Source organism: Tsukamurella conjunctivitidis, assembly GCF_007858475.1.
Classification (GTDB): Bacteria; Actinomycetota; Actinomycetes; order Mycobacteriales; family Mycobacteriaceae; genus Tsukamurella; species Tsukamurella conjunctivitidis.
In genome coordinates this window covers 1-12,899 of sequence record NZ_VIGX01000012.1, presented here as the reverse complement: position 1 = coordinate 12,899, position 12,899 = coordinate 1, and the positions used below count along the sequence as shown (strand labels likewise).

The window sequence follows — 12,899 nt, the reverse complement described above, 5'->3', positions numbered from 1 at the left end:
AATCCCTCCCACTGCAGAAGGAACTCCCGCCATGACCGACGCCGTCATCGTCGACATCGTCCGCACCCCGTCCGGCAAGGGGAAGCCGGGCGGCGCCCTGCATCCCGTGCACCCCGTCGACCTGTTCGCGGGTGTCATCTCCGCCCTGATCGAGCGCAACGACCTCGATCCCGCCCTCGTCGAGGACGTGATCGGTGGCTGCGTTCAGCAGGTGGGGGATCAGGCGCTCAATATCGCGCGGGTCGCCGCGCTCACCGCCGGGCTCCCGATCGAGACGCCCGGCACCACGATCGATCGCCAGTGCGGATCCTCGCAGCAGGCGGCGCATTTCGCGGCCCAGGGTGTGATCGCCGGTGCGTACGACGTGGTGATCGCCGGCGGCGTCGAGTCCATGAGCCGCGTGCCCATGGGCACCAGCCCCGCCGGGGGTGCGCCCTTCGCGCCGCTGGCGGCCCGCTTCCCGAGCCTGCCGCACCAGGGCATCGGAGCCGAGTTGCTCGCCGCACGAGGCAAGTTCGACCGCGAGGCGCTCGACGCCTTCGCCGCCGAATCGCACCGTCGGGCCGCGTCGACGCAGGCCGCCGGTGGCTTCGACCGGGAGATCGTGCCCGTCGCGCTGCCGGACGGTGGCACGCACGCCGTCGACGAGACCGTGCGCGGCTCGACCACTGCGGAGGGGCTGGGCGGTCTCAAGCCCGCCTTCGCCGATCCCCGGTTCGCGGAGCGGTACCCCGAGATCGACTGGTCCATCACGCCGGGCAACTCGTCGCCGCTCACCGACGGTGCCTCCGCCGCGCTGATCATGAGCGCCGCGAAGGCCGAGGCCCTCGGCCTGACGCCCAGGGCGCGGTTCCACTCCTTCTCCGTGGTCGGCTCCGACCCCGAGGTCATGCTCAGCGGACCGATCCCCGCGACGCACAAGGTGCTCGCCCGCGCCGGCCTGCGCGCCGACGACATCGACGCCTTCGAGGTCAACGAGGCCTTCGCGTCGGTGCCGATGGCCTGGGCCGCCGAGTTCGACGTCGACCCCGCCCGCCTGAACCCCCGCGGCGGCGCCATCGCGCTCGGGCACCCGCTCGGCGCGTCCGGCACCAGGCTGCTCGCGACGCTGGTCAACCACCTCGAGCAGACCGGCGGCCACTACGGCCTGCAGACGATGTGCGAGGGCAACGGCATGGCGAACGGGACGATCATCGAGCGGCTGTGAGCGGTGATCCCCTGGTGAGTCCGGTATCGTACGGCGCTAGGGAAGCGTGGCAGAGCGGCCGAATGCACTCGCCTTGAAAGCGAGCGTGGGTGAAACCACCGGGGGTTCAAATCCCTCCGCTTCCGCAGGTAGAACAGGGTCCCGGTGCCGGACACGGCATCGGGACCCTCGAAACTTGCCACACCTTGCCACACCTTGCCACTTGTGTTCGGGCTGTCGTTGTGGGATTCACCGCCTTCACCGGAGGCACCGCCACCACCAGGATCGGTTGCATCCGCCACCAGTGGGTACAACGCGTTCTTGTTGGGGGCGATGTGCTGGGTGATTGTCGATGTCTGATCGTCGATCTTGTCGATGGTGTACCAGGGATTGCTCGCGTCCGAGGGCGTCTTTGGCGCGGTATTTCATCGGCAGCCAGTCTCCGGCACGGAACTTCTCCCAGCCGCTGCGGGTCTCCTGGCTGACGGTGCCGTTGGGGGTGATCCGATCACCGGAGTTCGCGAAGTTGCTCTCCGGGGTGGCGGGCGCTGCCGCGTGCCCTCCACGAGCGGCTGGGGGCCGTGACACTACCCCCAATGGTGGGGCGGCGACCATTGCGAGCGCTGTCTCCGGTAACGATGCTGATCGCCACCGTATTCGCCCCGCCTGGTTCTCGGAATAGGCCTCCTCCTCCAACTCCATCGACACACCCTCAGGGCCGGGGCGCGCTTCGGCCGACCGGAGTATGTCGGGACCGGGATACTCACAGCGAGTGGCCAGACACCATGGACAGATAGGTATGCGCCCTATTCGAAGCCCAGTTCCCGACGACGCTTCACGCCCTCCGCGATCTTCTCCTGCAACCAGGGCGGCTGCTTTTCGACATCGCGGGGGAAAGTTTCTTGATCGGTCAGGTAGGCGATGGAGTCAACGGGCGCGTCCCACTCGGGTTCGTCATCGTAGTTGAACGTCGCATCAACCGCTCCGCTGCGGTCCACACGAATCACGGCGGAGAACCAAGTCCCGAGCCCGTCTTGATACATCGCGGCTCGGAGGTTCCTGATCAAGCCCAAGTCGAGCCCTCGTGGTCGCCTCACGTACTCGACAGAACCGTCGTCTGCCTCTGCATCGAAGGTATACAGAGAAACAGGGTCGAGTAACGAGGCGGTGATCCTCAGGGCGGTCGCATCGGGTGGTATCAGCTGGACCACTGCGGCGCTGAGCGCAGCCTGCGCTTCGTGCTGTGCATGAATCCCTCTGCTATTACCGAACATTTTCGAAGATCTTTGTCATTGGTCTGCCTCCATCGATTCGGTAGTCGACAATGAACTTTGTTGGCACCTTGCTGTCGCCTTCGAAAATTTTCTCGACGGCGACCTCGATATTCGGCGGATTGGGGCTATCTAGCAGTGTTCGCCAAGATCTTTCCAGGTTGCCGAAGCTTTCGCCGCTTCCTCTGTTGACGGCGCGGAGCATCGGGTCGAGGTTGGTAACCTCGGTGCCGCCGCCGAAGAAGTTGCCGAAAGTGTGTCCGCCTTCGTAGGCTTCGCCGCCCAGGTTACCAACACGTCCTGTCACACTGCCAGAGCGATATGCGTCACCTGGTTGCAGGCTCTCTGTGTGCGCGAAGGTGACACGGCCCTCGCCGTCTGTTTTGAAGATGTGCGCATTGCTGGCGTCAGCGGAGGGGGTGTGGACGCTAGGGTGCACGGCATAGGTGGTGTTGGGCTGCGGGTTCTGCAGTTCAGCGTTGAGTTTACCGTTACTGCCGTAGGTGGTTTCGATGAAGTTGACCTTGCCGTCTGTGTCTGTGTAGAAGTCACCTCGTCCTTCGACGCGGTAGACGGCGTTGGGCTCGAGATCTGATCGGCTTGCGAACGAGGTCTTTGGGCCGGGTATGTCTTTGCCGGTGACCGTGAACTCGCGGTCAACCTGCGGGCGAGGGGTATCGGAAGGCATTGCAGCAGTGCCGATAGGCGTCCGGTCGGCATCGGGTGCCGCCGGTGTGTCTGGGGTGGCTTGTTTGTCTGCTCTGGGGGGTGGGGTGTCAGCTCGTTCGGCAGCGCCGACGGCGTGCTCTGCGGCCGGTAGAACACGGGCAGGGCTCGTGGGGGTGTGCGCGGTGTCGCCGATGACGCTGCCTGCAGTGTTGCCGTCGGTGACTGTGGTTCCGGGTGTGCGCGGTGTGGGTGAGGGTTATTCGGCGGGGCTGCTTAGCTCGTGAACGCGGTCACCTCGCTGTCGATGTTGGTACGGACGAGGTGCCGACGCTCGGGTTCCCGCAGCTGCTGCCGCACGAGGTGGCCCAGATCGCGAGGAGACTCAGCGCGATGACCACCACCAGCGAGATGAGGAACACGATCTGCCACTTGCCCGGACGTCGCATCGTCACCACTTCGGCCGACTCGTCGGTTCGACTGTTCGACCTCTGCGATGCCGCCTAACCTTGGCGACCACAGTCGTTGTGAGCAGGATTGTTCCACCGGCGAGGAATGCGATAGCCCAAGGCCAATACGGAGCGATGGAGTCTTGCCGGACGGAAGGGCATGCTCCACTTAGCCACAGTGCGAACGGCACAACCGTTGCCGCAGTCGCGACGATTGAACTCCATAGGTATGTGGCGACTGCGAGGGCAGTGCCAACCCGGCGTCTGAGACATACCGCGGCGGAGATTAGGATCGGCTCGAACAGCGCGCATAGCACCAGGGCCAGGAATATCCTGGCCAGGTACGCGAAGCCATAACCCGGGGTTGTATCGTCGCAGACGTTCGGGTAACGGAACATGATCGCGCAGAATGCGGTGGATGCGATTAGAAACACGGCCAGTCACCCTTCATGCGGGCCTTATTTGGAAGATGTCGTTGCCGCCAGCCTTCTTCGCGAGCACGCCGCTGTACGTCGGAACGGGAGCGTTGATTCACGCTCACATCACCTCCTTGGATCGGTCACCGCGTCTCGAAGCGAGTGCGACTGTTGCCCGTATGTATGCCGTGACCAAGACTGCGAGGACGAAACCCGCAGCCGGTGCGATGAGGACGCCGAAGAACAAGGCGAGCGCTCCCATCCACAAGATGTACAGGAGCGCGGGCCCCACGAAGCGTGGAAAGGCCTGTAGGCCGAGCACGAGGGCCACGGGAATCGGGGTCAACACCAGCGCCACGTATGTCCATGTCGTGAACCGGATGAATCTCGAGTAGAAGACCGACCGCCGCGGGGCGGCTACGGATTCGTTCCAACGCCAAGTGTCGTCGTCACTCATGGCACCGGTTGGAGCGGGGGGAATCCGAGAACCGGTCGTTCAGCCGGGCCGTTGTTGCCGATGACTAGATGCTGGTACACCGAGATCAGCCCTTGGTGCGCAGCGCCCGCGAGGCCGATGTCTACACCTCCGACTCCTACCGTGAGAAGTGCGCGGGCGACCTTGCGCTGCGAGACCATCTGGATTTGTGGTGTCGGCGGCGGGGCCCGCCTCCGCTGGGTGACCAAGGCGTTAGTGGCCCGCATGGTTTCCGCGCTGGAAAGCGGAGTCCGGCACTGAGCACAGCGTGTTGTGGCTCCACATATGCACAGCTGCGACACCGCTGATCAGGAGTATTGCTGCGGAGGCGACGATGGCAAATCGAACCCACCTGGACATTCGCCCCGTGTGGAGGCCGAAGTAGACCGCTGCGGACAGCGCCATCGCCCACGTCGACCACCCCACGGTGTACAGAGTGATCGATGTTCTCGAGCTTGCATCGACGGAGAGCGGAAGGCACTCGCGGACGGAAGCTCCGATCCCTATGAGCCCGCCCGCCAAGACTCCGGCAAGCGACGCGAAGAGCAACGCTCGTTGCGCAATCGCGCGCCAGTTCGTCCTGGCATACCCCCGCCCGCTGTAGTCGCTAGGCGAGACCACCGGTACCCCCGACGATCACCTTGCCGCGGCCCCCAGCGGCCACCCACTCCTTGACCATTTCCGTCACCGCCAAATTCAACTGGGAACTGGTCATGTCTGCTCCGAACTTGTCGTACAGCTGCATTCCGAGGCGGATGCTCTCCAGATCGCCGCGGTCTACCAGGCCGACGCCGGGTAGCGGGATCATCTGTCCGCCCATGAGGACGGTCGACGGAATGCCCGACGCGCGACCTACGTAGCCGTAGTGGATGTTCGAGAAGATGTCGTAAAACAGCAGGTCGGCCGCGCCATCAGGGCGAACGCTGCCAGGCATTCTGAAGTAGTAGCCCATCTTCTCCATGTTGAACATGGCCGCCAACTTGGGCTTATGATCCCACGAGCCTCCGGAATGGACTTGCGCAGTCCAGATCGCGAGTGCGGCCGCCTTTCCTCCCTTACTGACGTCGCCTGTGTTCTCGTCGCCCTCCATGTTCCATGCTGCGCGGATACTCTCGGCCACCTTGCCCGACGAATTCCGCATCATCTCGTCGTAGATGTACTGAATCGCCCGGTTGTACGCCGAGTTGCCCTCGGTCATCTCGCTCGTGGAGGAACCAGGAGTCATATCCCCGGATCCACGGTCGGGCATGCTCTTGAAGACCATCTGCGTCGTGTCGCTCGCGACGGTCCGACCGTCCTGCAGCGCTCGATTCGCCCAAGCGGTGCGCCGCCGGTACGTTCCAGCCACGGCTGCGAGCTCGGCGGCCTGGTACGGGATGCCGGAGTTCTTGTCGCGGTCCTCGTTGCTGCTGCGCTGCTCGTTGATGTCGCGGGCCCTGCGCGACGCGGAGGTGGTGGTCTCCGGTGTCGGGGTGCGCAGCTGCGGCGTCGTGGTCGGTGCCTGCGGGGTGGTCGCGGGCGTGTTCGGCGCGGTGGTGACCGGGTTCTGTCCGGTCTGTGGCGGGGTGGCCTGTCCGGTCTGCGGGGCCTGTGCTTGGGTGGGGCCGCAGTTGAAGATGCAGCCGTTGGACGGTGTGTCGCCGGTGGGCATGGTCGGGACCTGGCCCTGCACGGTCGGGGTGCTGCCGTTGCCTTGCTGCGGCGGCGCGTCGGGTGGGGTGTAGCCGGGCACGGTCGTGTTCGGTGCCTGCGGGGCGGTGGTGTTGCCGCCGTTGCCCTGCGTCGGCTGGTCCTGAGTCGGAGCGGTGGGGCCGCAGGTACTAGAACCGTCGGGACACGGCGCCGCGTTGGCCGGCGCATCGGAGAGGCCGGCGGGGAGCAGGATCAATGCGGACGCGATGCCGACGGCGCCGATCGCAGCGGCGACCCGGGCGCCGGGTGAGGCGGGTCCGTCGCCGGAGTGCAGGTTCGGGTTCGAGTCCCGGAGCTCGCGGACGCCCTTCCAGAAGACGAGCCCGATGAGGCCGGAGATGAGGAAGTAGCCGAGGAAGACCACTGGCACTGGAGTCCAGTAGCGGGCCGGGCCGAAGGTCAGCAGGAACCCGAGGATCAGCAGGACCGCAGCGGCGATGGTGATGGCCCACCAGCCGCCACGGGTGATGCCGGAGCCCGAGTCGGATCCCACCGCGTGCGCGGGCCCGTCGGTGGGTGCGGCGTCGCTGGGCTGCGCCGCGTGCGCGCCGGTGCGGGCGACCGGGAACTGTTCCGTGTCGCCGGCGCGGCCGGTGGGTGGATCGGATGGGGATGCCACAGGGGTGCCTCGTTTCGTGAGGAGAAGAGGGGTGCCGATCGGTGCGGTGTTCACGATCAGCGGGAAGTGGGTTCACCAGAGCACGGTCAGGGGCGCGGGTTCAACGGTCCGGCGGGGTCTTGCGCGGTCTTGCGGCATCGGACCGCTGGTCACAGCATTTTCCGTGACCAAACCGTGATATTCGGGGCGGGCGTCCGGGGGCCCGCAAGAGGTGCGGGTCTTGCGGTCTTGCGGCCTCCAGCACCATCAGACGTAGGCCTTACTCAAGAAGAACGCCCCGACGGCGAGGGCCGCGACGAGGACGACCAGGAGGGTGACGACGGCGAGAGCGAGTGGCTTGCGGTCGTACTCGTCCGGCGGATCCTCGGCCAGTGGAGCAGGGGCGTTCGCGCCACCTCGATCCCCCTCGCCGGCGTCTCCGCCTGGTTCGGCGGTGAGCGAGCGACTCCATGCCTGCCTCCAGTGCCCTGCCTCCCAGAGGGTGACCCGCTCGGCACCGAGCGAACCGTCCGTAGCGGCGCCCGAGCTGTCACTGGCGAGGTGCAGGTACGCGACGACGGGCTCGAGGTCCTCGAATCGCGAAGGGACGTGCCGGCCCGACCGCCACGCCGACAGGCGCTGGCGAGAGACCCCGGACCCGGTGGCGACGGAGCTGATGCTCGGCTCGCCGGCCTCGATGAACGCCCGCTGCAGCGCCTGGGCGAGGTTCAGCTCCGCAGGATCGCTCACCGTCGCATCGCCTCGTACAGCTTCTGGACGTTCGACCAGAACAGCCAGCCCGCGACCATCGTGATGACGAAGAACCCGCCCCACACCGGCCAGGGGCCGATCGCCTCGACCGCCTTCGGGAGCTGCGGGAGCGTCACTGCGCAGCACACGATCAACACCGCGCCTGCAGCGAAGCCCAGCGCGTCCTTGAGCACGCTCCCGCGTCCCTGTTCAGCCATGAGTCCGCTCCCCTGCTCTACGGCGCGCGGTCACCGGACCTGCACCAGCTGCTCAGCGCCACCCGGCTTCACCGGGGCGGACTTCGCGGGCGGTGCGGCAGCCGACGGCGGCGCGGGTGCGGGGGCGGGCTTCGGCGGGGTCGCAGCGACCGGCTTCGCGGCCGGTGCAGGGGCAGGCCTCGGCGCCGTACCTTCGGGCTTGGGCGCCGTACCTTCGGGCTTGGGCGCGGGTTTGACCGGCTCGGCCTTCTTGGCGGCAGCGATCGTGGTTCCCGCGACAGCCGGTGCGGGAGCCGGCTTCGGATCCTCGCTGACCTTCGGCGGGTTCTTAGTCGGACCGGGGTTGTCGCGCTCGATGAACAGTGGCTTGCCGTAGGTCGTGATCGCGGAGTCGCCCTGATCGGTCGACAGGGTCGCAGTCGCGTACGCGCGGACCTGCGCCCCGCCCAGGCACGAGTCCATCGCGATCCGCGTCTCCTTGGTCACCACATACCCGGACTGGCCCGCGAGGCTCTTCTTGGCGATCGGGAAGTCCTTCGACGTTCCCGGCGCGATGGTGCCGGTCATGGTTCCCGACGTGGTGACCGTGTCACCGAGCGTCCCCGAGACGCCGGGCGTGATGGACCCGTTCACCGAGCCGCTGCCCTGCCCGCCGCTCGAACCGCCCTGGCCACCAGCGGTGGCGCCGACGGTGCCGGACAGTGACGGCGTCACCGAGGCGTTCACCGCGTTCGATAATGTGCCGCTGACCTGCATGTTTTGGGGGGTTGCCGCGCACGCCAAGGTCAGACCGACCGTGATCGACGCGCTCCGGATCGGCACCTTCGGCTTGTTCTTCGGATCCTTGTACTCGATCAGGCCTTCGCCGGCGATCGAGACTATCGCCTCATATGTGTTCAGGGCACGGCCGAGCGGGATGATCGACCGGAGTTCCTCACCGTACTTCCACGCCCGGATCACATACCCCTCGCGGGTTTCGAGCGCCCGGGAGGTGTCGGCGAACAAGCCCGTCCGGATGGCTCCGGGCCGCGGCGCCTTATCTGCCGACGGCGGTGCCGCGGCGACGACGCCGCCGGCGAGAACGACGCCACTGACGACAGTGATCGCGGCCGCGGTGCGCAGGTTCGACTTGATGTCGCGGTCCCGCTGCTTCTGCTCGAGATTGCCACGTCGCGCGGGCTCAGTGCGCCGAGGCTGCTTCCGAGAACTGTCGGTCACGATTTCCCCAACCTTCTACGCCCATCGCTAGACGTAATCACATTTGTCACATCAGTCACTTGCGTAACGGAGCTAAACAGGAAGCTTCGGATGTTTGCAACCCGCAGGTACGATCGTTACTGAACTGAAACCAAACGTGTGTACGTGGAAGTCGTGCTGTGCGGCGGAGGCTAACTCCGGTACGTGGGTCTGCGTCACCGAGTCGGTAACGCAGGTGTCCGAATTGTTTATGCAGGTCGAGACCTATTCGGAGAGGGGACGCGCCGGTGACGCAGCCGTTACGCCACGACGAGGATGACCACTGCGGCACTGGCTCACCAACCGCCAGCACCTCGAAACCGGGGGCAAACCGCTGCCCGACCCGTGGGTCCACGCCCTCCTCGACCACCTCCACCCCGCCTGGCGCACCACACCCAGGCCACCGTCCACGTCCACGAAGCGAACACTCAGCCGTGCTTCCACCAACGAGAGCCCGGGCGGGACTGACGCCACGAGCGCAGCCGCAGAGCTACCACACAGCACGGCGAGCGCCGCCGACACGGAAGTGCCTGCCGGTTACACGATCGACCAGCACTGGCAAGACCGGCTCGCCCGCGCCCGCTGGACCACCTGGAACGACGCCATCAACTGGGCCGCACACCACCACGCCGGCATCTCCGTCATCGCCGCACACCTCGGCGTCCCGCAAGTCGACATCCTCGAACAGCTCCGACACTGGTGGACAGCACACCCCGAGACTCTCCGCCAGTCCTCCCGCCCCAATGCACAGGCCTCCCTGCCCGGCTACGGAATCCGAGCACCGTGTCCGGCCTGCCGCCTCTACTTCACAGACGTCGCCGCCCACTACCGCGCCGCTCATACGCGCTGATAGCAACTCCAGGTACCCGACCTCTGGGCCGTTCTGGTCAATCATGTATCGCAACCAGTAAATACTTTGGTATATTGCTTTGACTGCTGTTCGCGTTCGTGAACAGCTTGAGGGGGCGTGAGCTGTGCTTGATTGCAATGGAGAAGTACGGGCGCATCGCGGCGCGGCTTGGCGGCGGCGTTTGCGCGGCGCGGGTCTGGTGGCAGTTGCTGCTACGGCGATCGCGATGGTGCCACTGGCCGCGTCGGAGTCGACCGGCGGCAGCTGGCTGGCAGCTCCGGCGGCCGCTGCACCCTGTCCCGACGGATCTGGCAACACGTGCGGCCCAAACCCGACGCAGGGCAATGTTCCGACGCAGGGCAATTCAGTTCCCACCACCGCGCCGCAGGCACCCCAAACGACGGTACCGGGACAACTCCCGGAGACAGGTTTGCAGGCACCTACACAAGGAGCGGGCACTCCCACGGTACAGGGCAACGTGCCGACGATGCCGACCGCTACTCCTACGGAGTCGGGGTGCATCTTCAATTGCTCGGAACCGAGCCCCACCTCGACGCTGAATCCCCCGACAGTGACGACAACGCCGAGTGCCCCCACTGAATCGAGTGGTCGCACGCCGTATCCGTGCCCGGCGGGCATCTACAACTGCACGATTCCCACTCCCGAGCGCGTTGAGGGTACTGCCACGGCGTCTGCTCGCGACGTGTTGTACTACCGCCTGCGCAAGGAGCTCGAGGCCTCACCGCTGCTTCGCCGACAGCTCGACAACCTCCTGGAAAGCGGTGGTTCAGTGCAATACGGCAAGCCCGGCGGCGGGACCTACGTCAACGGCGGCAAGGACATCTACCTCGATCCCAAGCTCAACACTGGGAACAACTCCGTACTGGCGGGCATGCTGGCACACGAACTCGGACACACCCTACGGCCGCGGCCGGCCACGCCGGACGGAGGTCTGCTAGGCGAAGCCGACGCAGCGCTCAACAACCTGACAGTCGCTCAGGAAGCCGCCGCCAACGGAGTACAGATCGCTGTCTCCTCGGGAAGCTCCAAGAACGTTGCCGTGTACCGGGCCGCCTACGACGAATTCGTTGCAGCAGGAAAAACGGCCGCCGCGTACGAAGCGGCGGCTCGTAAGATTGCTGACCACTGGGGCGTGAACGAATCGCCGTCAACATGCCCGACCATCAACTACCTCCAATACTATACGAAGGGATGCTGACCACCATGCCGAAAACTGTTAACGCGGCAACCTTCACGGCTGCGATCCTCGGATGCGCAATGGCTCTGACCAGCTGTTCTGACCCATCCACAGCGAAGGACCCGATGCCTGTGTCCACCGGAACCAGCGGCGACACCACGCAAGACTTCTGGAAGTTCGTAGACACCGCAATCAGTCAGATGCCGCTCACCCGCGACACCACAGCGAAGCTAATCGGCAAGCCGCTCGAACCTGCCACCCTGACCGACGAACGCTACGAATCACGCACCGGCAACGTCGGAACAATCCAGTTCGACTCCGTCCTCGTCGCCAACAGCCCGACCACCAAGAAGTGGGTCCGAACCCGCTTCACAGTGTCAGCCGCTAGCCAGCCCTGCGCAACGAACATCGCGGACACAATCAAGAGCAAGTACACCATCACCGGCGAAGCTCTCGGTAGCTTCGACGGCCCCGACCCCACTGTGGCGTACTACGCAAACATCAACGGCGGCGTCGCCGACTTCTACGTCTCCAAGAAGACCGGATGCATCACCACAGTCGCGCTCGCAACCAAACGCTAAAGATCCAATCGGGCGGGACCAAAACGCTGCATCACGCAGCGACCGGGCCTACGGGCTTTGATCACCCTCGACGATGGATAAGAACGCCTCGCTCGCTCGTGCGCCGCAGCTAATCTCAGGCGGTGACCGACGACGAGCCGATCGAGGGCGGGCAGCGCCTACCCGACTGGGTTGAGCGCGAGTTCGCTCGCCGCCGCGAATACTGGCGCGTGCTCCGCGACGGCGGCGCGATCACGGCAGCCGAGGAAGCTGAAGCAATCCGGCGTGAGACGGAGGACCTGCCCGAGTAGCCGTCATACCCGCGCCGGAAACATTGAAGCTCGCCACCACCACGGTGACGGGCTTCGGTGTGGAACTCGGTCAGGCGGCGAATCTCTCGACCAGTGCGGCGCGCTGACGCTCGCCGAGGCCGGCGACGCGGCGGCTCTCCGCGATCTCCAGCTCGGTCATGATTTCGGAGGCCTTGACCTTCCCGATCTTCGGCAGGGCCTCGAGCAGCGCGGCGACGCGCATCTTGCCGACCGCCGGCTCATCCGCACGGCCGAGGACCGCGGAGAGGGTGGTCGCCCTGGTCTTGAGCTGATTCTTGATCGCGGCTCGGGCGCTACGAACGGCGGCGGCCTTGGCGAGTGCGTCGGCGCGCTGTTCCGGGGTGAGGGTGGGGAGTGCCATTGTGTGTTCCTCCTGGTCGTGACGAAATGTGCTGTCGAGCGCGACCGTAGCCGGGTGGGCTGACAGGATCCAAGGAGGACGCGAGGTGAATACCGATGCGCTCGCGTTCGCGGCCTACCTGCCCCCGCCACGATGTGGAGACGTGTCGGTGGTCGCCGGTAGCCTCCGGCCATGGATGAGTTCGAGGCCGACACCCAACTCCGCGTGTTCGTGCGCGACCTCATCGACGGCGACCTGACCGGATATCCCGCCGAGGACTGGCTCAACGCCTACGCCGAGGGGGGCAACGAGGCGATCGAGTTGTGGCAGGCGTCGCTCGGCGGCACGATCGCCGTCACTGGCACGCCCGAGCAGGGGCGGGTCACTGTCAACGACGCGGACAGGGTGATCGTGCTCGATACGCAGTGGTGGACGGTCACCGTCGAGCGCGACGGAACCCCGATCTCCGCGTCGGCCACCGATGGGCTGTGATTATGCAGTGCAGCGGGTTCGAACAACGCTAGCCGTGCCCGATTGGCTATGTCAAGTTGATCTGGCCCCGGTAGGGCGGTTTCATTCGGCCCCACCTGAGTGGGGCCCTGAGCCGCTAGAGTCCGGGGTGTGGATGGGCGGCCGCGGGTGCGCAGTGTGGTTGCGCCGAC

At 65.8% G+C, this 12,899-nt stretch carries 14 protein-coding genes and 1 tRNA gene; 7 read left to right on the top strand and 8 right to left on the bottom strand.

The features are described 5' to 3' along the window. Window positions 1-31 precede the first annotated feature (31 nt). Complete coding sequence (locus tag FK530_RS17590; protein WP_146488287.1) at window positions 32-1,207, top strand: thiolase family protein; 1,176 nt, start codon at window positions 32-34, stop codon at window positions 1,205-1,207. 40 nt (window positions 1,208-1,247) lie between these two features. After that, a tRNA-Ser gene (locus FK530_RS17585) sits at window positions 1,248-1,332 on the top strand. Between the two features lie 660 nt (window positions 1,333-1,992). Here FK530_RS17585 and FK530_RS17580 read toward each other — a convergent pair. The 7 genes from FK530_RS17580 to FK530_RS17550 form a co-directional block, all read right to left on the bottom strand. Beyond that, window positions 1,993-2,460 (bottom strand): hypothetical protein, encoded by a 468-nt coding sequence (locus FK530_RS17580; RefSeq protein ID WP_146488286.1) that lies wholly within the window; start codon window positions 2,458-2,460, stop codon window positions 1,993-1,995. Next, the gene (locus tag FK530_RS17575) at window positions 2,450-3,145 is read right to left on the bottom strand and encodes a DNA/RNA non-specific endonuclease (RefSeq protein ID WP_146488285.1); all 696 of its coding nucleotides are present in this window, start codon (window positions 3,143-3,145) and stop codon (window positions 2,450-2,452) included. The genes FK530_RS17580 and FK530_RS17575 overlap by 11 nt, the downstream gene beginning before the upstream one ends. 964 nt (window positions 3,146-4,109) lie before the next feature. After that, on the bottom strand, window positions 4,110-4,445 hold the full coding sequence (locus FK530_RS17570; protein WP_146488284.1) for a hypothetical protein: 336 nt from the start codon (window positions 4,443-4,445) through the stop codon (window positions 4,110-4,112). A 625-nt stretch (window positions 4,446-5,070) separates the two neighbouring features. After that, window positions 5,071-6,774 carry a polymorphic toxin type 44 domain-containing protein gene (locus tag FK530_RS17565; RefSeq protein WP_146488283.1) on the bottom strand — a complete coding sequence of 568 codons (1,704 nt, stop codon included), beginning with the start codon at window positions 6,772-6,774 and terminating at the stop codon, window positions 5,071-5,073. 246 nt (window positions 6,775-7,020) lie between these two features. Then, a complete protein-coding gene (locus FK530_RS17560; protein WP_146488282.1) occupies window positions 7,021-7,503 on the bottom strand; it encodes a helix-turn-helix domain-containing protein in 483 nt (160 codons plus the stop codon). Next, on the bottom strand, window positions 7,500-7,721 hold the full coding sequence (locus FK530_RS17555; protein ID WP_146488281.1) for a hypothetical protein: 222 nt from the start codon (window positions 7,719-7,721) through the stop codon (window positions 7,500-7,502). The genes FK530_RS17560 and FK530_RS17555 overlap by 4 nt, the downstream gene beginning before the upstream one ends. 30 nt (window positions 7,722-7,751) lie before the next feature. Further along, window positions 7,752-8,939, bottom strand: a complete 1,188-nt coding sequence (locus FK530_RS17550) for an MspA family porin (RefSeq protein WP_146488280.1) — start codon at window positions 8,937-8,939, stop codon at window positions 7,752-7,754. A 544-nt stretch (window positions 8,940-9,483) separates the two neighbouring features. Between FK530_RS17550 and FK530_RS17545 the strand changes: the two genes are divergently transcribed. The 4 genes from FK530_RS17545 (at window position 9,484) to FK530_RS25915 (ending at window position 11,876) form a co-directional block, all read left to right on the top strand. Further along, complete coding sequence (locus tag FK530_RS17545; RefSeq protein ID WP_146488279.1) at window positions 9,484-9,807, top strand: hypothetical protein; 324 nt, start codon at window positions 9,484-9,486, stop codon at window positions 9,805-9,807. Window positions 9,808-10,510: 703 nt separating this feature from the next. Then, window positions 10,511-11,026, top strand: coding sequence for a hypothetical protein (locus FK530_RS17540; RefSeq protein WP_146488278.1), 516 nt, complete (start codon window positions 10,511-10,513; stop codon window positions 11,024-11,026). Continuing rightward, a complete protein-coding gene (locus FK530_RS17535; RefSeq protein ID WP_146488277.1) occupies window positions 11,020-11,586 on the top strand; it encodes a hypothetical protein in 567 nt (188 codons plus the stop codon). The genes FK530_RS17540 and FK530_RS17535 overlap by 7 nt, the downstream gene beginning before the upstream one ends. Before the next feature lie 122 nt (window positions 11,587-11,708). Further along, window positions 11,709-11,876, top strand: coding sequence for a hypothetical protein (locus FK530_RS25915; RefSeq protein ID WP_158645128.1), 168 nt, complete (start codon window positions 11,709-11,711; stop codon window positions 11,874-11,876). Window positions 11,877-11,946: 70 nt separating this feature from the next. Here the strand turns inward: FK530_RS25915 and mihF are convergent, their stop codons facing one another. Continuing rightward, complete coding sequence (gene mihF / locus FK530_RS17530) at window positions 11,947-12,258, bottom strand: integration host factor, actinobacterial type (protein ID WP_146488276.1); 312 nt, start codon at window positions 12,256-12,258, stop codon at window positions 11,947-11,949. Window positions 12,259-12,429: 171 nt separating this feature from the next. Here mihF and FK530_RS17525 point away from each other — a divergent pair, with 171 nt between their 5' ends. Next, complete coding sequence (locus FK530_RS17525) at window positions 12,430-12,729, top strand: hypothetical protein (protein ID WP_146488275.1); 300 nt, start codon at window positions 12,430-12,432, stop codon at window positions 12,727-12,729. Window positions 12,730-12,899: the final 170 nt, after the last annotated feature.